The organism is Stakelama flava (assembly GCF_019351405.1).
In the GTDB taxonomy this organism is placed as follows: Bacteria; Pseudomonadota; Alphaproteobacteria; order Sphingomonadales; family Sphingomonadaceae; genus Sphingomonas; species Sphingomonas flava_A.
On record NZ_JAHWZX010000001.1, the window covers coordinates 273,426 to 294,035 of the forward strand.

16 protein-coding genes are annotated in these 20,610 nt (G+C 63.9%); 2 read left to right on the forward strand and 14 right to left on the reverse strand.

Annotated features, from left to right (window positions below; genetic code table 11):
• Positions 1-126: 126 nt before the first annotated feature.
• The gene (locus KY084_RS01320) at positions 127-1,341 is read left to right on the forward strand and encodes a type III PLP-dependent enzyme (protein WP_219236619.1); all 1,215 of its coding nucleotides are present in this window, start codon (positions 127-129) and stop codon (positions 1,339-1,341) included.
• 114 nt (positions 1,342-1,455) lie between these two features.
• Here KY084_RS01320 and KY084_RS01325 read toward each other — a convergent pair whose 3' ends face one another.
• Both KY084_RS01325 and KY084_RS01330 read right to left on the reverse strand, forming a co-directional pair.
• On the reverse strand, positions 1,456-2,631 hold the full coding sequence (locus KY084_RS01325; RefSeq protein ID WP_219236773.1) for a carboxynorspermidine decarboxylase: 1,176 nt from the start codon (positions 2,629-2,631) through the stop codon (positions 1,456-1,458).
• A 203-nt stretch (positions 2,632-2,834) separates the two neighbouring features.
• Positions 2,835-4,040, reverse strand: coding sequence for a saccharopine dehydrogenase family protein (locus KY084_RS01330; RefSeq protein WP_219236620.1), 1,206 nt, complete (start codon positions 4,038-4,040; stop codon positions 2,835-2,837).
• 136 nt (positions 4,041-4,176) lie between these two features.
• Here KY084_RS01330 and KY084_RS01335 point away from each other — a divergent pair, with 136 nt between their 5' ends.
• Positions 4,177-5,178: an alpha/beta hydrolase gene (locus KY084_RS01335; protein WP_246586761.1), complete on the forward strand. Its 1,002-nt coding sequence runs from the start codon at positions 4,177-4,179 to the stop codon at positions 5,176-5,178.
• A 15-nt stretch (positions 5,179-5,193) separates the two neighbouring features.
• Here the strand turns inward: KY084_RS01335 and KY084_RS01340 are convergent, their stop codons facing one another.
• From KY084_RS01340 to KY084_RS01395, 12 genes are all read right to left on the reverse strand, one after another.
• Positions 5,194-7,080, reverse strand: coding sequence for an XrtA/PEP-CTERM system amidotransferase (locus KY084_RS01340; protein ID WP_219236621.1), 1,887 nt, complete (start codon positions 7,078-7,080; stop codon positions 5,194-5,196).
• The gene (gene xrtA / locus KY084_RS01345) at positions 7,080-8,618 is read right to left on the reverse strand and encodes an exosortase A (protein ID WP_219236622.1); all 1,539 of its coding nucleotides are present in this window, start codon (positions 8,616-8,618) and stop codon (positions 7,080-7,082) included. The genes KY084_RS01340 and xrtA overlap by 1 nt, the downstream gene beginning before the upstream one ends.
• Entirely contained in the window at positions 8,615-9,829 is a 1,215-nt protein-coding gene (locus KY084_RS01350) for a TIGR03087 family PEP-CTERM/XrtA system glycosyltransferase (protein ID WP_219236775.1), read from the reverse strand. Before KY084_RS01350 ends, xrtA begins: the two co-directional genes overlap by 4 nt.
• Complete coding sequence (locus tag KY084_RS01355; protein WP_219236623.1) at positions 9,829-10,896, reverse strand: FemAB family XrtA/PEP-CTERM system-associated protein; 1,068 nt, start codon at positions 10,894-10,896, stop codon at positions 9,829-9,831. The genes KY084_RS01350 and KY084_RS01355 overlap by 1 nt, the downstream gene beginning before the upstream one ends.
• Positions 10,893-11,735 (reverse strand): XrtA system polysaccharide deacetylase, encoded by an 843-nt coding sequence (locus KY084_RS01360; protein ID WP_219236624.1) that lies wholly within the window; start codon positions 11,733-11,735, stop codon positions 10,893-10,895. The genes KY084_RS01355 and KY084_RS01360 overlap by 4 nt, the downstream gene beginning before the upstream one ends.
• Before the next feature lie 13 nt (positions 11,736-11,748).
• Positions 11,749-12,891 carry an XrtA/PEP-CTERM system-associated ATPase gene (locus tag KY084_RS01365; RefSeq protein ID WP_219236625.1) on the reverse strand — a complete coding sequence of 381 codons (1,143 nt, stop codon included), beginning with the start codon at positions 12,889-12,891 and terminating at the stop codon, positions 11,749-11,751.
• Between the two features lie 32 nt (positions 12,892-12,923).
• Entirely contained in the window at positions 12,924-14,519 is a 1,596-nt protein-coding gene (locus KY084_RS01370; protein ID WP_219236626.1) for a TonB-dependent receptor, read from the reverse strand.
• Entirely contained in the window at positions 14,516-15,547 is a 1,032-nt protein-coding gene (locus KY084_RS01375) for an AAA family ATPase (protein WP_219236627.1), read from the reverse strand. The genes KY084_RS01370 and KY084_RS01375 overlap by 4 nt, the downstream gene beginning before the upstream one ends.
• Before the next feature lie 10 nt (positions 15,548-15,557).
• The gene (locus KY084_RS01380; RefSeq protein WP_343227925.1) at positions 15,558-17,072 is read right to left on the reverse strand and encodes an XrtA system polysaccharide chain length determinant; all 1,515 of its coding nucleotides are present in this window, start codon (positions 17,070-17,072) and stop codon (positions 15,558-15,560) included.
• An 11-nt stretch (positions 17,073-17,083) separates the two neighbouring features.
• A complete protein-coding gene (locus KY084_RS01385) occupies positions 17,084-17,725 on the reverse strand; it encodes an XrtA/PEP-CTERM system exopolysaccharide export protein (RefSeq protein WP_219236629.1) in 642 nt (213 codons plus the stop codon).
• A gap of 98 nt (positions 17,726-17,823) precedes the next feature.
• Positions 17,824-19,059: a pyridoxal-dependent decarboxylase, exosortase A system-associated gene (locus tag KY084_RS01390; RefSeq protein ID WP_219236630.1), complete on the reverse strand. Its 1,236-nt coding sequence runs from the start codon at positions 19,057-19,059 to the stop codon at positions 17,824-17,826.
• Positions 19,056-20,564: an acyl-CoA ligase (AMP-forming), exosortase A system-associated gene (locus KY084_RS01395; protein ID WP_219236631.1), complete on the reverse strand. Its 1,509-nt coding sequence runs from the start codon at positions 20,562-20,564 to the stop codon at positions 19,056-19,058. The genes KY084_RS01390 and KY084_RS01395 overlap by 4 nt, the downstream gene beginning before the upstream one ends.
• Positions 20,565-20,610 lie beyond the last annotated feature (46 nt).

Genomic DNA, 20,610 nt, shown 5'->3' on the forward strand with positions numbered 1-20,610 from the left:
GAACGGTGCATCGCCGAAACGCTTTACATAGCAGAAGGTGGTCCCTATGTGGGCGCTCCGCTGCCCCAGGGACTTCCTACCGCAAGGCAGCTCTTATGTTGAACTACCCTGTGGAGGTCCCTTGAATTGGCCGAACATCATAGCGCGCTGGGGCTAGCAACCGCCCTTCGTCCGGTCCAGCCGGTAACCCTCGTCCGCCCCCATGCGGCGCGCAGGGCAGCTACATTCTTTACCGAGAAATTTCCCGGTCGCTGCATGTATGCGGTGAAGGCGAACCCTTCGCCCGACCTGTTGCAGCTGCTGTGGGAATCGGGTGTCACCCATTACGACGTGGCGTCGATCGGTGAAGTGCGCCTCGTATCGCGTACACTTCCGCAAGCCACCTTGTGCTTCATGCACCCGGTCAAGGCGGAAGAGGCGATTGCAGAGGCCTATTTCACGCATGGCGTTCGCACCTTCAGCCTGGACACGATCGAGGAGCTGGAAAAGATCATGCGCGCCACGCGCGGCGCCGAAGACCTGACGCTGTGCGTCCGGCTTCGCGTATCGTCGGACTTGTCCAAGCTGAGCCTTGCCGCGAAGTTCGGTGCCGAACTCGACGATGTGAAGGAATTGCTCTTCGCCACGCGTCAGGCGGCGGACGCGCTCGGCATCTGCTTCCATGTCGGCAGCCAGGCGATGAGCCCCGACGCCTATGCCAATGCGATGGAAATCGTTCGCGCTGCGATTGTCGAGGCATCGGTCACGGTCGACGTGATCGATGTTGGCGGCGGATTCCCCTCCACCTATCCCGGTATGGAGCCGCCGCCGCTGGAACGCTATTTCGACGCGATCCATCGCGCGTTCGAAAGCCTGCCGATTTCCTATTCGGCCGAGCTATGGGCCGAACCGGGTCGCGCGCTGTGCGCCGAATACAGCTCGCTGATCGTGCGGGTGGAAAAACGGCGCGGGACCGAACTGTATATCAATGACGGCGCGTATGGCGCGCTGTTCGACGCGGCGCATATGGGCTGGCGATTTCCGGTAAAGCGGCTTCGCGAGGTGCCGACCGCTTCGCCCTATGAAGCGTTCAGCTTTTACGGCCCAACCTGCGACGATATCGATCATATGGCAGGGCCCTTTTTGCTACCCGCTGATATCCAGACCGGCGATTATATCGAGATCGGGATGCTGGGGGCTTATGGCGCTGCGCTGCGCACCGCGTTCAACGGCTTCGGTTCCGACGAAACCCATATCGTCAATGACGAACCGATGGACACGCTGTATCTGGGCGATACGCATGAAAGCGAACCCGACCGGGTGGTGTCGCTGGACGAGCATCGCCGCAAGGCGGGTCAGTAAGGACGAAAAAGGCCGGACGGGATTACCCGATCCGGCCTTTTTTTGCCTGGAACCGTTTGCGCTCAGCAAAGCTTCTCAACCGCGCCCGACAAGAACGATGGGGAAGCGAACCGCTTAGCTCAACCGGTCGCGAAACGTCGTCCAGTCGAATTGGCGGACGACCTCCAGACTGTCGTCGCGGCTGTCCCATATCGCGATTGCGGGCAGCGACACGCCGTTGAAGGTGGTTGTCTTCACCATCGAATAATGCGCCTGATCGAGGAACGCGAAGCGATCGCCCGGTTCGGGACGTGACGCGAAGCGATAATCCCCGATCTCATCCCCGGCGAGACAGGACGGGCCGCCGAGCCGAACGGTCACTCCGCCTTCGGCCGGTTCACCCAGCATCGCGGGACGGTACGGCGCCTCGATCACGTCGGGCATATGGCAGGTCGCAGAAATGTCGACGATCGCCACCGGCATGCCGTTGTCGAATATGTCGACGAACTCGCCGACCAATATGCCGGCATCAAGCGCGATCGCCTCACCGGGTTCGAGCATCACCTCGCACCCGGTTTCCTCGCGCACCTGCCGAATGAACGCAATCAGATCGTCGCGCTGATAATCGAGACGCGTGATGTGATGCCCGCCGCCGAAATTGATCCATTTAAGCTGCGCGAAATAAGGTGCGAGCCGCGGTTTCAGCGCTTCCCAGGTACGGCGCAGCGGCGGGAAATCCTGTTCGCACAGCGTATGGATGTGAACGCCGTCGATCCCGTCCAGATGTTCGGGCAGAAGCTGATCGACCGGAAAGCCGAGCCGCGAATGGGGTCGCGCAGGATCATATTTCGACACCTCGCCCTCGCTGTGCATCGGGTTGAGGCGAAGCCCCATATCGAACGTCTCGCCTGTTTCGCGCGCCGCTTGTGCCGCGCCGCGCATCGCCGCCGCCTGCCCCGGCGAATTGAAGATGACATGATCGGACAGGCGGAACACTTCCGCCATGTCGGCGTCCTTATACCCGGCGCAAAAGGTCGCGACTTCGCCGGTATAGCACTCGGCGGCGAGCCGCGCTTCCCACAGGCCTGATGTCGCGGCGCCGTCGAGATAGCGCCCGACCAGAGGCCCAAGCGACCACATCGAAAAGGCTTTGAGCGCGAGCAAAATCTTGCACCCCGCCCGGTCACGCACATCGGCAAGCACTTGCAGATTTGCCTCAACCGCCGCGCGATCGACTACGAAACAGGGCGATGGAACGCGCGACAGATCGAAATCGGTGAATGCGCCCGGACCGCCGGATTTGGTGGTCATGGGGGTCTGGGGTTCGGGATCTGAATGCTTGGTCATTTCCTATTCCTCACAATCAAACCCATTCGCACCCGTCCGTGCTGAGCTTGTCGAAGCACCGTTCTTCTTAACGCCGGGCGGAAGAAGAACAGCCCTTCGACAGGCTCAGGGCAAACGGTGCGCAGATATCGAGCCGCTGGCGGCACGGGCCTGCGTCGGGGCGCGGATCAGAAACGCAGCGGTTCGGCGAGTTCGCGTACCTGCCAGGGCAGGCCATGCTGGTTGAGCATGTCCATGAACGGATCGGGATCGAGCTGTTCCATGTTGAACACACCCTCCCCCTTCCACGTGCCGTTCAGCATCAGCGCGGCGCCGATCATTGCAGGCACGCCGGTGGTGTAGCTTACCGCCTGATTGCCGGTTTCCTCGAACGCGGCTTCGTGATCGCACACATTGTAGATGCGCACGGTTTTCGCCTCACCGTCCTTGGTGCCGGTGGCGATGTCGCCGATATTGGTCTTGCCCTTGGTCGTCTGGCCCAGATCGCTGGGTTCAGGCAGCACCGCTTTCAGGAACTGAAGCGGGATGATCTCGACGCCGTTATACATGACCGGATCGATCCGGGTCATGCCGACATTCTGAAGCACGTCGAGATAGCGCAGATATTGATCGCCGAAGGTCATCCAGAAGCGGATGCGCTTGATGCCCGGAATGTGTTTGGCCAGGCTTTCCAGTTCCTCATGATACATGAGGTACATGTTCTTCGTGCCGACTTCCTCGAAATTATAAACCTGCCGCGTCGAAAGCGCGGGCGTTTCGATCCATTCGCCATTTTCGTAATGGCGCGCGGGCGCGGTGATTTCGCGGATGTTGATTTCGGGATTGAAATTGGTCGCGAAATGCTGGCCGTGATCGCCGCCATTGCAATCGAGAATGTCGAGCGTGTCGATCGTGTCGAGGTGATGTTTCTTCAAATATGCGGCGAACACGCTGGTGACGCCCGGATCGAAACCCGAGCCGAGCAGCGCCATCAGTCCCGCTTCCTTGAAACGTTCCTGATATTCCCATTGCCAGCGATATTCGAACTTCGCCTCGTCGCGCGGTTCGTAATTTGCGGTGTCCAGATAATGCACACCGGCCTTCAGGCAGGCGTCCATGATCGGCAGGTCCTGATAGGGCAGCGCGAGATTGACGACCAGCGCGGGCTTCACCTGCTCGATCAGCCTGACCGTCGCATCGACATCGTCGGCGTCCACCTGAGCCGTATCGATGTCGGCGCCGAACCGCTGCTTCACCGATGCGGCGATCGCATCGCATTTGAACCGGCGTCGGCTGGCCAACGTGATCTTCCCGAACAGTTGCGGGTTCTTCGCCATCTTGTGAACCGCGACCGACGAAACGCCGCCTGCACCGATTACGAGAACGTCCTTCACGCCATATGCCTTTCGGTAAATTCGAACAGGCGCCGGACATAGCGATGCACAGGGGCGATGCAAGCCGCCGCCCCTCGACAAAGCACCGCCCGGTGGCGCAAAGAGACGCGCAACCAAGCGAAGGACGGGGACGAATATGACGATGGACAGGCGGACGCTGCTGGGCGGAGCAATCGGACTTGGCGTGGCGGGAGCTGCAGGCGTCGCCAATGCGCAGGACTGGCCCGCCCCAGTGCCCGCCGACAAAGCGCCCGACAAGCCCGCATGGCCGCCGCAGGAAACATTCCGACTGTGGCCCGGCCGACCGCCCGGCGCTCCGGCGACGTTGCCCGCCGACCGGTCGACGATGGAAGGCCCCGCAAACGGACGCCAGCTATGGGTGCGCGGCGTCGCCACTCCCACCGTTTCGGTCTATCGCCCCAAGAACCCCGACGGGCGCGCGCTGCTGTGCATTCCGGGCGGCGGATACCAGTTTCTGTCGGTACAGAATGAAGGGATCGACGTCGCCGATACCTTCAACCCCCATGGCATCACGATCTTCGTCCTGACCTATCGCCTGCCCGGTGAAGGCTGGTCGAACCGGGCGAACGTCCCGTTGCAGGATGCGCAACGCGCGATGCGGCTGATCCGTTCGCGCGCCGCGCGCTGGAATCTCGACCCCAAAAAGCTGGGCATTGTCGGCTTTTCCGCGGGCGGCCATCTGGCCGCTTCGCTGACCGTCGGGTTCGACGACAAAATCTACACTCCCGTGGACGATGCGGACAAATTGTCGGCAAAGCCGGCCTATTCCGGGCTGATCTATCCGGTGATCGACCTGTCGCTCGCACCCAACGGCAATTCGACCAAGAGCCTGCTCGGCTCCGAACCCACGCCGCAACTTTACGCGCGCTATGATGCCAGCAAGCGCATGGGCGATTACGCCCCGCCGATGTTCATCGTTCAGGCGCTGGACGATCCCATCGTGAATCCCAAAAATGCGATAAACATGATGGAAGCGGCACGCGCGCACAAAGTGCCGGTGGAGGCGCATTTCTTCGAACATGGCGGGCACGGTTTCGGGCCAAAGCAACTGGCAAAGGACATGCCCGCCGCACACTGGCCACTGCTGTTCCGGCTATGGACAGCAAAGCATAGCTGAGCGAAGCGTGCTTCCTCAGTCGAACAGGCGGCGGGCGGCGCGATCAAGCATCAGCAATTGCCAGAGCGTCCGGCCGTGATCGGCGCGGCCCGCGCGGTGATCCGCCGCCAGCCGCGCCAGTGCCTTGCGATCGAACCACGCACTGAGGATGGGTGATACGGCAAGCGCCCTCGCTTCAGGTGCAAGTTCGCCGCGAAACCACGCACTGACCGGCGTGACGAACCCCATTTTGGGGCGGTAGAGAATCTCCTTGGGCAACCAGGGCGCCATCGCCTTCTTCATCAGCCATTTGCCCTCGCCATGGCGAAGCCGCATCGACACGGGCAGGCGCGCGGCAAATTCGATCAGGCGATGGTCGAGCAATGGTTCGCGCGCCTCCAGCCCCACCGCCATGCTCGTCCGATCGATCTTGGTCAGGATATCGCCCGGCAGCCAGTGTTTGAAATCGGCATATTGCGCGCGGTCAAGCGGTTCGCGCGCGGGCGCATCGCGCATTGCGGCGATATAGCGATCCTCTGCCCGATGCCCGTCGAGCCGTCTGGTCATCGAATCGGCGTATAATTGCCGGCGAAGTGCGGGCGGCGTCACGCCGACCGAGCGGGCATAGGCTTCATCCCCTTCTTCCGCGATGCCGAGCAGCGTGGTCTTAGCGCGCAGGAAGCGCGGCGCCCAGTCCGCCTTTGGGTAAGCGCGCCCCAGCGTGCCGAATACAGGACTGCGGATGGAATCGGGGATCAGACCGCGCACCCGTTCCTCTGCCGCCTGGAACCGGTATCGGCGATATCCGGCCATCGCTTCGTCCGCACCATCACCCGACAGAGCCACCGTCACCCGTTCGCGGGCAAGCGCGCAGACCTGATAGGTGGCGAGCGCCGAGGCATCTGCAAAGGGTTCGTCGAACGCCCGCGTCAACCGGTCGACCAACGCGAAATCGTCCGGCGCTACGGTGCGGGTACGGTGGCTGGTCGCAAAACGCTTGGCCACGATTTCGGCATGCGCGGTTTCGTCATGATCGGCCTGATCGAACCCGATGGTGCAGGTTTCGACCGGCTGACGGCTGGTTTCGGCCATCAACGCAACCACCGCCGAACTGTCCACCCCGCCCGAAAGGAACGCGCCCAGCGGCACGTCGGAGACCATGCGCGATCGCACCGCCTGACGCAGATGTTCGGCCAGTTCGGCCTGAAGGTCGCTGGCCGATCCCTTTGCCCGGTCAGAAAAATCGACGTCCCACCATTGCACCGGATCGGGCACGGGGTGGCCGCGCCGAAGCAGCAGGAAATGTCCCGCGGGCAATTTCCTCACCCCCGCGATCATGCTCGCATCGTCGGGAATATAGCCCAGCGCCATGAAATCCTCCACCGCGCGGACATCGGCTTCACGCCGCATCAGCGGATGGGCGAGCAACCCTTTCAGTTCGGATGCGAACGCCACCGCCCCGTCCGACAGGCGGGTGTAGAAAAGCGGCTTCACCCCCATCCGGTCGCGCGCCAGAAACAGGCTCCGCGTCCCGGCATCGTACAGCGCGAACGCGAACATGCCGTTCAGCCGGTCGAGCAGATCGGGGCCCCATGCGCGCCAGCCGTGAAGCAGCACTTCGGTATCGCTTTGCGTGGTGAAGTGCGCGCCCATATCGGTGAGTTCGCGCGCCAGTTCGGCGAAATTGTAAACCTCGCCATTGAAACTGATCGTCAATCCGCCGTCCGGCGTGGCCATGGGCTGCGCACCGCCCTCCAGATCGATGATCGAAAGGCGGCGATGGCCAAGCGCCACGCCGGTATCGGTCCATATCCCTGCACCGTCGGGACCGCGATGCGCCAGCGCTTCGGTCATGGCGGCGATGCGCGCGGGATCGACCGGCTTTGGCGTTTCGGGATAGAAGAGACCGGCAATGCCGCACATCAGGGGGCGGTCCTTACCATCCGGTCGGCAAGCGTGTCGATGTCGAGCGCATCGACAAAGCGCGCCATGTCCGCGCGCGGGACATTGGTACCGTTTTCCTCTTCCGAAACCAGAACCGCAACCGCACGCTGACGCCCGCCAAGCAACCTGGCGCGCAGCGTGGCGAGCTTCACCATGTTCGGATCGGCGGTCAGCGTTCCGGCGACATCGTACCAGATCACGACATGGCGATAGACGGGGCCCGGGGCGGTCATGCGCATGGTCGCCCCGCCCTTCACCGGCGCTTCGTCGGCGACGCGCACCCATTTGCCATTTTCCCGGATCGGTCCGATGCCGAAGCCGACAACCTCCCGCCCGTCCGACTGGCCGGCATAGATTGCCACGGCCAGATCGACGCGTGCGCCGTCCGGTCCCGCATATTGCCCGATCAGCACATGGTCCGCGCCCGGATAGTTGGGCGTCCATGCCGACCGGGTGACGCGATCTACCCGTTGCCATCCCGGAACATCTGGCAGCGAGATGGCGCGGGGCAGCGCATCGGCGCGTCCCGCGATCGCTGCGGACCATGCGAAGAATGCAACCGCGATGGCGATCACGAACCCGGTTCCGGTCACCGGATCGGTGCGATGCCGTACCGGCGGCGGAAAATCGGCGGGATCGAACCAAGGCGCATCGGGATCGCGGTCGAACCATCGCCAGCCAATGGCGAGCACGGCGGCCATGACCAGCGCGAAGAAAATCCACCCGTAAACGATATGGTCGAACCCCGTCGCTGCCTCGACCGATGTCCAATAGGCGGCGTAGATCGTACCGAACGCGCGCAAACCGTTTGCAATCACCGGGACGATCAGCGCCATCGCCATAAAGCCCGCGCGGCGCGCCCATGAAATATAGCAGACATTGGCGACCAGCGCGCCATAGGCGATCATCGCGATCAGGAACTTGGCCCCCGAACACGCCTCCGCCACCTCGAAATAGCCGTTCGGGATGGTGATGAGCACCCCGTCGACACTGGCGGGCACCGCGAACAGGTGAAGCAGCGCCATGCACATCTTCACTGTGACCGTTTGCAGCGGGCCTTCGAACATTTCGCCGAAGGGAACGAGGAAGAACAGGAAGGCGAGCGGGAAGAGCAGCGCGCGCGCGACATGCGGCCCCAACAACGTCAACGCCGCGCCCTGGATCATCACAACCAGCCCGAAATGGCGCAGCAGCGCCACGCCTGCCGCGCTCCCCAGCAGCCAGGCAAAGCCGCCCGCCACTACCAGCGCAAGGCCGGGATACCAGCTTTGCGGCACAAGCCGCGCCAGCCCCTCGCGTCGCTGCCAAACCAGCCAGCCGAACACTGGCATGATGAACAGGCAGTGGCCGAAGGTCGTGCTGTTCCAGTAAATACCGGCAAGGTCGGCGACATCGGCATGGAACAGGATCAGCAGTGCAGCGATGGCGCCGCCCAGAAACAGCGCATTGCGGCGCCAACGGCCGTTAAAGCCGCCGCGCGCACCATCGAAATCACGGGAGGACCAGGCGATGCTCATGCGGCGGATCTGTCACCCGCCCGCCCCGGCGTCGCAAGCCCGACAAGCGTATCGAGCACCGAAAACCGCGCGCTCCAGCCATAGCGTTCGACCATGCGCGCGCGCGCCGCCGCGCCCAGCGCGCGGGCGGCGCTCGGATCATCGAGCAGCGCGACGACTTCGCTGGCGAACGCATTTGCGTCCTCCGCAACCCGAAGCGCGCCGCCATGATCGATACCGCAAGCCGCAGCGGGGGTGGCAACCACAGGACGCGCCATCGCCATCGCCTCCAACACCTTGTTCTGAATCCCGCGCGCCAGTTCCAACGGCGCGACCGCGATCGTGGCGGCGGCGAGCCAGCTGCGCACATCCTCCACCTCGCCAGTCACGATCACGCCGGACAGCTTACCGAGTGCAGTCACCGTGCCGCCCGGCCGCCGCCCGACGATTGCGAACCGCGCCTGCGGGTACGAGGCACGAACCTGGGGAAGGATTTCGCGCGCAAACCAATCGACCGCCTCGACATTGGGGCGATAATCCATCTGGCCGGTGAAGACGATCAACGGCCCCGCTGCGTTCAGCCGCTCAAAACCGGCGTCGCCATCGTAAAATTCGGTGTCGATTCCGTTTTCAACCACCTGGACTCGCGCCGCACCGCCTTGCGCGCGAAACAGTGCCGCTTCGGCTTCGCTGACGAAAAGACTGACGTCCGCGCGCGCCGCCACAGCGCGTTCATGGTCGGCGATCAAGCGGCCCTCGCGCGCATTGATCCACGCCATCGGCCCATGGGCGTCCTTCGCATAAGCGGCGAATTTTGCCGAATCCATATCGACAAAGTCCATCACCAGCCGGCCCGCGAAATCGCGCGGGATATATTGCGCCATCTGCCCGGAAAACACGTAGATCGCGTCGATGGCATGGCCCGCCAATACCTCGCCCACGGCCTTGCGCATCGAACGATGATCGAACGCCGCAATCGAAGCGGGGGTGCCGCGCACGAGTGATTGCAACCCCGCGACCAGCATCGATTTGCTCCGCGGGATGACCGTTGCGCTAACGGTATGGCGTGCCAGTTCAGCGTCATGGCCCAAGTCGCGAGCGTCATCCGCAAAGGCAAGCAAATGGACCGGGGCGCGGCTGCCGAGATACTTCAGGATATGACAGCTGCGGATTTTGTCCCCGCGATCGGGCGGATAGGGCACGCGATGGGCGAGGAACAGGATGTCGCCCATCACCCCAGCCCTTTTGCGATCAACGGGCCGATGCGGTTAGCCGCCCAAAGCGGCAATTTCTTCCATGCCGCCACCTGCAACCGGTATTTGGGGCTGAGCGGATTGATCTTGCGCGGCTCCCCGTCGCGTGCGCGCGCCCAATAGGTGAGCGGTTCGGGGGTGAAACCCCAATTCTTCTTGTACGCCGCCGGCCCGGTCCCGACCTTCGACCGACCGAAATCGAACCGGGCGCATCCACGCCGCCGCGCATGGCACATCAGCGCGTAATACATGCGTTCATTGGCGCGAAGCGTCCGCGCGGCGTGAACGCCCCCGCCCCAATAGGGATAAACCGTGCCGCGCCAGTACAGGCTGAGAACGGCCGCAACCGGCCGCTGCTTTTCGCGCACGACAAGGATATCGGCCGATTCGCCGAACTCCTCCAGCATGGCGGTAAACAGCCGTTTCGGAAAAACCGGCGTGCCCAGATTGCGCACCGATTCGGCATATACCGCATAATGATCGCGCCGCTGTCTGGCATCGCGGCCCGTCTCGACCGTCAGATCGCCTTTCAGCGATTTGCGGATTTCGGCACGCTGCTTGCGCGGTATCGCGGAAAGCTGTTCCTCGTCACTTTGGGCAAGATCGCCGACAAAGCCCAGATAGCTGTCGTCGCACTGCCAGCCCGCGGCGGGCCGCGCCCCGCCGCGCAGTTCCAGCGTGTTGCAGCCCCGGTTCTGGGTGAGTGCCCATGCCGCATCGACCAGCGGCGTTACCGCCGCGTCATCGCTTGCGAGCACCCCGCCGCCGACCGCGAAGCCGGCCGACACCATGGCGTTGCCGAACAGCGGCGAGCGGGTTTCGGTAAGCGGCAATATGCCGTGGAGCGCCCCTTGCGCATCCTGCGCCACCAGCATGCGCGCACGCTGACCACAGCCGCGTTCGACCGCAATGCTCCATTGCGGCAGGTGAAATGGCGTGCCGCCCGGATGCGCTTCGACAAACGCCGTAATTCGCGCGCAATCGTTATCGTCGTACAGATCGGCGTCGCGCACCGTCAGCTTGGGGAACGAAATCGGCGCGTTCATCCTAGCCGAGCGCCTTCCGCAGCGGCGACTTCGTCAACCCGCGTCCATTGATGCGCGGCGAGCAGGCGGCGCAGCTTGCTCTCCATCGCCGACAGGCGGCTGTAATGGCGAAGACGCGATCGGATCGGTGCATCGCTCACCCGCGGCTGATCCGGATCGACTTCCCATGGATGAAAATAGAATATGGCGGGCCGTCCATCTCGACCGTTCACCCGGCGCACCGTCCAGCGCATGAACGCGCCGGGCAACAGGCGGAAAAAACCGCCGCCCGTCGCCATGTTGCGCCTGCCCAGCCTGGCAGTCGTGACTGGCAGTTCGACCAGCGGCGAATCGTCCAGCGGGCGAAAGGCGAAGCGCGGCGCTTCGGGCCAGCCATAATGATCGTGCACCACCGGGGCGACGCTGGAAGAATAGCGATAGCCTTCCCCGGCAAGGATGTCGTGCGCCCAGGGCGTGCGCTTGTCGATCGAGAAACTGGGCGCGCGATACCCGGTGACCGCGACGCCGGACGTTTGCTCAAGCACCGCACGCGTGCGGCGCAGGTCGTCACGAAACTGATCGGGCGTCAACGTGAAGACGCGCCGATGATCCCAGCCATGGCTGGCGACCTCATGCCCGGCATCGGCAATCCGCCGCATCAGTTTCGGATTGCGCTGTGCAATCCAGCCGAGCGTGAAAAAGGTCGCCTTCACCCCGGCTTCGGCGAACAGCGCAAGCACGGCATCGCTGTTCGCTTCGACACGATGTTCCAGCCGGTCCCAGTCGGCGCGATCGATCACGCGTTCGAACGCGCCGACCTGGAACCAGTCTTCGATATCGACGGACATCGCGTTGCGCATCGCCGTGCCGCTCCTATCCCATCGAATTTCGGATAGTGCCGATATCGGGTCGCGCGCCGTCGCCTTCCACCCAGTCGACGAGCAGCGTGAGAACCCGGCGAAGCGCCCGATCCTGTTCATCCAGTCGCGATTCGATCCGCGCGAGTTGCTTCGCCATGTCGTCGGACTCATCGCGCACCGGTTCCTCAGGCGTTTCCTCAACAGGCGCAGGCGCCGGGGCCGGGTGATTTTCCTGATGATCGACCGTCGGCGCTGGGTCGGCCGGTTCGGCAGCTATCGGGCCTGGCTCGGGCACCGGCTCGCGCGGTTCGGAGCGCGCTGCCGCAACCCGCGCGACCGGGTTCATGTCGCCTTCCAGATCGGCAATGACCTGTTCGACATCCGCTCCCGAAAAAGCGTCAATCTCCTCGATCGCGCCGAACAGCAGAACCCGGCCCGCAAGCTGGTTCACCAGCCGTGGGATGCCGTGCGACCAGCGGTGGATCGCGGCAATCGCGTCGTTGCTGAAACGCGGCCGCCCGCGCCAGCCCACGACCGACAGCCGGTGGATCAGATAGGATTCGACCTCATCGCGCTCCATCGGGGCAAGATGATGCATCGCGATGATCCGCTGGCGAAGCTGTTCCAGCCGCGAATGGCCCTGCAGCACGTCGCGAAATTCGGGCTGGCCGAGCAGGAATATCTGAAGCAGCGGATAACCGCCCGATTGAAAATTGGAGAGCATCCGAAGTTCTTCGAGCGAAGCGACGGGAAGCGCCTGCGCCTCGTCGACGATCAGCAGCGTCCGGCGTCCTTCGCGCGCCTGAGCATGCAGGCCGCGCTCGATCGCGGCGAGCAGATGCGCCTTCGCCATCCCGCTGCTGTCGACGTCCAGCCCCGCCGCGACCATGTGCAGCAGGTCCTCCGCCTCTATCTGCGTGGTGACGATGGTGATGAGGTGCAGTTGCTCGGTATCCAGCGTCTCGGTCAGGTGACCGACCAGCGTCGTCTTTCCCGCGCCCGGATCGCCGGTGATGACGATGAACCCCTCGCCCTGGCTGATGCCATAGCCGAGATACGCCATCGCCTTTCTGTGCGTGGCGGTATCGAACCAGAATTTCGGATCGGGGGTAAGCTGGAATGGCCTTCCGCTCAGTCCGTAATGGTCGTCATACATTCTGTCTGCTCCTCATCCGCGGCCGTGGCGCGTCAGAAACTGTAGCCAAGGCCGAGCAGCGCCTGGGCGGAAATATCCTGCTGCGCGCCTTCGGTATCATAGGTGAAAAGACCGCCGGAAAGCGACGCGCCCAGCCGGCCGAAACTGCGGGTATAGGCAAGGTTCGCCCCCGCCCCCCAGACCGACGAGCTGCCCAGCCCGCTTTCGTAATAATTGGCGTAGATATTGCCCGACAGTGTCGAAGTTGACGACAGCGCCCGTGCGGCGAAAGCCTGAAAATAATAGCTTTCGTCAGTGACGCCGTCGATATCGATCCCGGCGATGAGTTCGGGCGCATAATAGCGGCGATTGGCATAGCCCGCACCTATGCCGAAGCGCGTGCCGCCACGATTGAAGGAGATCACGCCGTCCACGCCCCGCGCGCGATAATTGGCGGCGGCAAGCGATTGCAGCACGCCGTTCAGGCAACCGCCCGCGGCGCTTCCCACGCTGCCATAGACGCAGCCATTGTAATTGTTGCTGAACGTATCGGGGCTGGTGTCGAATTGCGTCGGCAGCGCTTCCACCGCCGACCCTAGTTGCCGTCCAAAACTCTGCACGCTGTCGTACACGCCGACCTGTATCCCCGAACCGGGGCCGATCTGGTGGCTGAACGATCCGGTATAGCTCCAGCTGTCATAGCGCCTGCCGATCCGCGCTTCCAGTTCGGTGCGCGGGCTGGGCCGCCATAAGATGCCCGCGTCCCAGAATAGCGGGTTGTCGGTTTCATACGCGATCCGCCGCGGCGAATCGGGATCGGTGACATAGCGTCCGCTGCTGCTGATCACCGGATCGCCGTCATCGTCGGTCAGCGCATCGCGCTGGCTGATTTCGATATGCTCATAGCCCGCGCCGCCGACAAGCGCGAGTTCGCGGCTGACCGGCAGCACTAGGTCGCCCCGGACATATTCGCCCTGATAACGCTGGTCGAGCTGACTCGCATCCTCCCGGTTTACCGCGGCGCTGACCGTGATCCCGACGGGCAGGACGCGGCCCGCCTCCACGCCCGCGCTCGCGCTGAAGGCATGCCGGGTCGAGCTGTCGAAATAATCCTGCGCGGGCTGATCGGCGGCGGCGACATAATCGGGCGTCTCCGCCTTGGTATAGCCGAAGCGATATGCCGCGCCGATCTGTACGGGGCCGATGCCGGTGGACACGGTCGGCCCTAGATCGGCCGAATAGATTTGCGTGATATTGTCGCTATCGACCGCAAGCAGCGACGGGTCAGCACCGCGAATATCGGTGCGGCTGCGCGTCGCGATCGCGCTGGCGTCGAACGATACGCCCGGCGCTACGTCGATCGCCGCGCGCGCCAGCCCGCTATGCACATCCTCGTCGCTCAGATCGTCGTCATAGGCGAAGCGATGTTCGTAATTATAGCTTAGCTGCACTTGCACCCGGCGCGACTGGATCAAGGCATCGAGCCCCGCGCCGAGCGTCGAATAGGTAAGCACATCGCCCGATTGCAGATCGGCGGTCAGCACCTGCGACGCCTCGATATGCGGCGTGATTTCGGTTCGCGACTGCGCGGAGGCAGGCTCTGCGGTGGCGATCAGCGCGATACCGCACAGGAGCGCGCGGTTCCTCATTTTCCTGAATCCGTGCCGTAATAGGTGCCAAATCGCGCGCCGCCGGGGGCGAAGGTGACGCCGTTGAGGAGAAGCTGGATGTGATCGCACCGGTCGAGCAGTTGCACCGCTTCGCGCAGGTCCGCTTCGCTGGTCGAATCGGCGCGCACGACGAGCATCACCTGTCCGACATGCATCGCAAGTGCCGAGGCGGAAGAGGCGGCGAGCGCGGGCGGCGAATCGAACAGCACGATGCGCTTCGGATTGGCTGCGGCCAGACGATCGAGGATCGCGCTGGCACGCGCGCTGGCGAGCAGTTCGGTGTCGCTGTCCGACCGCGTGCCTGCCGGCAGGATCGAAAGGTGCGGTATATCGGTGGCAAGTATCAGGCGTTCGACGTCGATCGATGAATCGCCCAGCGCGTCGAGCAGCCCCGGCCCCGGTTCGATCCCCAGCGTGGCCGGAATGTCGGGCTTCGCGAAATCGGCATCGACCAGCAGGATTTCGACATCCTTTTCCGCCGCCAGCGAAATGGCAAGGTTGATAGCGCAAAAGGTCTTGCCGTCGTTCGGTCGTGCAGAGCCGACCAGAATCATTCGCGAATGCGCGCCATTCTCCCGTTCCACGGCAGCGGCGGTGATCAGCAATTGCCGCTTCACCAGCCGCATTTCCTCGGCCAGCGCGGTTACCGGCGCACCGGGCACCAGCATGCCCTTTTCGACCAGTCGGTCGCGATCGATCGCGACGACATCACGCGGTGCGGTGGATAGGCCCAGCTTGCCCCTGACCAGCGGCGGATCGTTACGGGGCTGTTCGGGTGCGGACGGCGGCTCTGACGGTGAACCTGCAACCGGCTCCTGCGCGACGGCCACCGTCGGCGTGGCCGGCACGGCTGATTCTTCTCGCGGCGCGGCTTGCGCATCCTCCACATCGGAAAAGCGTCGTGGTTTGTCGAGCGGGGGGAACTCGCCCGGCACGCCATAGGCATAGCGTTCGGCGGCGCGTTCGAGCAGCGTGCCCTTATATTTGCGCGGAGTGCTTTCGTTCATCGCCTGCTCCTCACGCGACCATCCCGCGCTGGACGAATTCGATGCCCAGCAGCGCGACATAGGCGAAGGCGAGCGCCCCTGCTCCGCCGTAAAACAGTTTCAGCCGCTTTCGCCGAAGCGCGCTCTGCGCATGGGTCACTACCTCGCCGATCGAACCGATCACCGGCATGCCGCTTGCACGCTCAAGCCGCGCCGCTGTGGGAAAGGTGGTGCGCAGCTTGCCCAGCGCGAACGCAGCGCCGATGCCACCGCCAATGCCAAGGATCAGCACCCCGGTCAGCAGCAACGGACGGTTGGGCGCGGCCGGAACACGCGGCGCGGTCGGCGGATCGACCACGTTGAATTTTACCGAATCATCGGCATTTTGCGCCTGCGCCTGTAGCTTCACCTGCTCGCGGTCGGACAGCAATTTATTATATTGGTCCTGCAGTACCTGAAGATCGCGCTGGGTCTGCGCCTGATCCGCGGCGACCGCCGGGTTGCCGTTCAGCTTCGCCTGAAGCTGGTCGAGATCGCCCTGAAGCTGGTTGCGGCGCTGGGTCAGCTCGGCAACGCGCGATTCCTTGTCCGCCTGCATCGACTGAAGCTGCATATAAAGCGGGTTGGGCGAACCGCCGCCGCTGTTGACCGGTTCGCTCCGGGCGGCCTGCTTCGCCTGGGCAAGCTGATTTTTCAGCGCGATCACATCGGGATGCTGATCTGTCCAGCCGCGCGCACGCGCTTCCGCCAGTTGCCCCTCGATCGTAGCAACCCGCGTGCGTGCGGGACCGGCGCTGCCTGCGCTGCCCGGAATAGAACGCGGCGTGCTCGACAGCTGCGCACCGACCGCGGTCATGCTGGAGCGCGCGGCGGCAAGGTCCTGTTCGACATCGGCAAGCTGACTGCGCGCGGCGGAAATGCGATCGGTGAGCGATCCCGTGCCGGGCAGCGAGGAAAGATACTGGTCCTGAAAATCAGCAACTTTCTCCTCCGCCGCTTGAAGCTGTTTCTGACGCTGATCGAGCTGCTGGTTGAGAAAATCGAGCCGCTGCGCGACATCCTCGCGATCGGCGGACAGATTGTCGCTAACGAACACGTCGATCAGCTTCTGGACGATCTGGCGGGAGAGTTTCGCGCTCTCGGCATCCGACCCGGCGGCGACGCTGGCCGAAATCTTGAACAGATTGTCCTGTTGCTGGGTAACGGTGATCATGTCCTGAAGCGCGGCGACCTTTGCCGCGACCTCGGCATCGCTCGACGCGCTTTTGGAAAGATCGGTGCCGCGCACCACCTTTTCCAGATTCACGGCCGATGTCAGCGTCTGGCGGATGCGGTCCATCTGGCGCGCCTGCTGAACCGGTGTGGCGGCGGCGTCGCCCTGAAGAATATCGCTGGTTTCAACCAGGATACGCGCGCTCGATTCATATCGGTTAGGGATTTGCGAAACGACCAGCCAGCCGGCAAGGCACAGCGCCCATGCGACGGCAAGCGCGATCCAGCGCTTCGCCCAGATCGCATGCAGCGCGATCCGGAGTTCGTCGACCATCCCCCCCATGATCAGAACATGCTTTCAGGAATGATGATGACATCGCCGGGCTGCAAGCGGACATTGGCCGAAATGTCGCCATCCTTCAGCAGGCTGCCGAGGCGCAGGCGATATTCGCGCTGCTTGCCGGTCTGCGGGTCAAGCCGCACCAGCCGCGCGCGGTTGCCCGACGCATATTCGTTGAGGCCACCCACCGTAATCATCGCGTCAAGCAACGTCATGTTCGCGCGATACGGAATGGAGGCAGGCTTTTCGCTGGCGCCGACGATGCGTATCTGCTGACCGAAAGTGCCGGAAAAATTTTCCACGATCACCGATACGATCGGGTCCTGAATATACTGGCTGAGCGCGATTTTCATGTCTTCGGCAAGCATCGCCGGCGTCTTGCCCACGGCGGGCATGTCGCTCACCAGCGGCGTGGTGATGCGCCCGTCGGGACGGACCTGAACCTTTGCCGACAGTTCGGCATTGCGCCACACGAATATCTGAAGCTGGTCCAGCGGGCCGATGACATATTCATCGCTCACCTGTTGCGGATTGGCGGAAAGCTGCGCCGGGGGAAGTTCCTGGCCGGTGCTGGTCGCGCAGCCGCCCAGCATCGCGGCGAGCGCAAGCGGTGCGGCGATTGTTCCCGCAAGATCGACGAAACGCATCTGCCCTTCCCTCCATCGCCGGCCCCCCCTGCGCTTCGTTGGTCGCAGGAGTGCCACGGTTCAGCCCCCGGCTATGCGGGAGGGAGGTTAAGATAGCGTTAGGGCTGGTGCGCTCGGGCCAGCACTTCAAGCGCGGCGGTATGACCGAGAAACGCCGAAGGACTGGCCGTCGCGCCGTATGCCCCGGCAAGGAAAATCGCGACGATATCGCCCGGTTCGGCGCGGGGGAGCGCGATGCGATCGGCCAGCCGGTCGAGCGGCGTGCACAGGCACCCGACGACCGACGCGGTCTCCACCGCCTCCCCATCCATGTTCGCGGCCAGCGCGACCGGATAGTTGCGCCGAACCACCGTGCCGAAATTGCCGCTCGCCGCGAGCTGGTGATGGAGGCCGCCATCGACGACCAGAAAGGTTTCGCCCTGGCTGACCTTCCGGTCGACCACGCGGGTGAGATAGACGCCAGCCTCTCCCACCAGCCATCGGCCGAGTTCGACGGCATAGCCGCATCCCGAAACGGTGAGCGGGCAAGTATCGATTGCGTGCCGCAACGCCGTCCCGATGGCTTCGACATCGACCGGTTCGTCACCCGGAAAATAAGGGATGCCGAACCCGCCGCCCAGATTGACGAACGGGGGCATGTGGCCCGCTGCCCAGGCCAGCCGTTCGGCGAGCGCAAGCGTTGCCGCCTGTGTTTCGATAATGGCGGCGGTGTCGAGCGATTGCGATCCTGCGAAGATATGGAATCCGCGCCAGTCGGCGCCGCGTTCGACCAGCATGCGCACCAGCGCGGGAACGTCCGCCGCATCGACACCGAATTGCGAGGCGCGCCCGCCCATCTTCATGCCCGAACCGCGCAGTTCGAAATCGGGGTTCACGCGAACCGCGAGCCGCGGAACAACGCCCGTACGCTCGCCGATGGCAAGCGCGCGCGCCGCCTCGCCCGTCGATTCCAGATTGAGCGTTACGCCCGCCCGGATCGCCGCCTCCAGCTCGTCATCGCGTTTTCCCGGACCGGCAAAGCTGATCGCGCGACCGGGCTTCGCTTCCAGCGCAAGGGCCATCTCTCCGCCCGAAGCGACATCCAGCCCATCGACCAGTCCCGCCATTGCCCGCACCAGCGGCGGATAAGGGTTCGCCTTGATCGCATAATGAATCCCGACCGACTCCGGCAGCGCGGCTCGCAACCGGGCAACGCGGCGATCGATCGCGGGCATGTCATAGATGAACGCGGGTGTATCGCCTGCCCGGTCGATCCAATAATCGGCGTCCATGCCGGCGATGGTCAGCACGCGCCTGCCCGCATAATCGGGCGGGATCGGTCCCATCGGCTTCATGTGTTCACCTCGGCCCGAAGCCTTGCGCGGTCAAGTTTGCCATTGGCGTTGCGCGGCAGTTCATCGCGCCAGTCATAGCGCGATGGCTGCATGAAAGCGGGAAGCTCCCGTCGCAGGCGCAGGCGAACCGCCTCCTCCGCCGCAGCCCGGTCCCCGTTCGCGCGCGCGATGATGGTGATCGACTGGCCCAGCCGAGCGTCGGGAACGCCGAACGCCGCCGCTTCGGCCACTTCATCGCCCGCGAGCACCGCCTCCTCGATTTCCTGCGGGCTAATCCGGTTGCCCGCGCTCTTGATCATTTCATCGTCGCGACCGACGAAGCGAAGCAGCCCGTCTTCGCCCTCCACCACCGTATCGCCGGACCAGACCGCCATCCCTCCGCTCACGGCAAAAGACGGCGCTGGCCGGAAACGAATGGCGGTTCGTTCTGCATCGTGCCAGTACCCTTGCGCGACGAGCGGTCCGGCATGAACCAGTTCCCCCGGCTCACCCGGCGCGGCACGGCTGCCATCGGGCCGCAGGACAAGAATTTCGGCAAAGGGGACTGCGCGCCCCATCGAATCGGGATGCGCATCGATCAATGCCGGATCGAGAAACGTCGAACGGAACGCTTCGGTCAGGCCGTACATCGCGTACAGATCGGCCTGTGCGAAACGTTCGCGCAACCCCCGCACCAGGCGGGGCGTGAGCGCGCCGCCCGAATTGGTGAGCCGCTTCAACCGGGCGGCATCGACATCGGTCCACCCGGTTTCGAGCAATTGCACCCATAGCGGCGGCACCCCGGCGAGCGTGGTGATATCGTGGCGAGCCACCGCCTTCACCACGTCGCGCGGGGTCAGATAATCAAGCGGAACGACCGTGGCCCCCGCAGCCCATGTCGACAGCAGCTGGTTCTGCCCATAGTCGAAACTGAGCGGCAGCACGCCGAGCACGCGGTCGTCCGGCGTAAGCTTCAGATAGTGCGCGACGCTGACCGCGCCCAGCCACAGATTGGTGTGCGAAAGCATCACCCCTTTGGGCCGTCCGGTCGATCCCGACGTATAGAGGATTGCGGCGATTTTCTCCGGGTCGGCAGACGAGGGAGGCAGAGGAACACCGCCCTTCAGGTCATCCTCGTTTAACAGTCGGCAGCCGACGGGCACGTCGCCATCGTTCAGCGCGGGGTGGCGAGCGGACTGGGTGACGAACAACGCGGCACCGCTATCGGCCAGGATATGCGCGACCTGCGCGCGTTTGAGCGCCGGGTTGACCGGTACATGCACCAGTCCCGCACGCGGCGCAGCAAGCGGAAGCAGGCAGGCGGTGCGCGTCTTGGGCAGCCAGCTCGCCACCCGGTCGCCGGGCGACAGGCCATAGTGCGCAAGTGCGCCGGCAAGTTCGCCCACCGCAGTTTCCAGCGCGTCGTAATCCAGACTGCCATGTCGGTGAACAAGCGCGGGCGCGCCGCCACCGCCGCTCAGGGGCAGGTGGTCGATCGGGCGGGGAACGGGATCAAGCGGAACCATCGTCAGCCTTGATAGCCATGGCGGCGGCGCTAACAAGGGCGGCCTT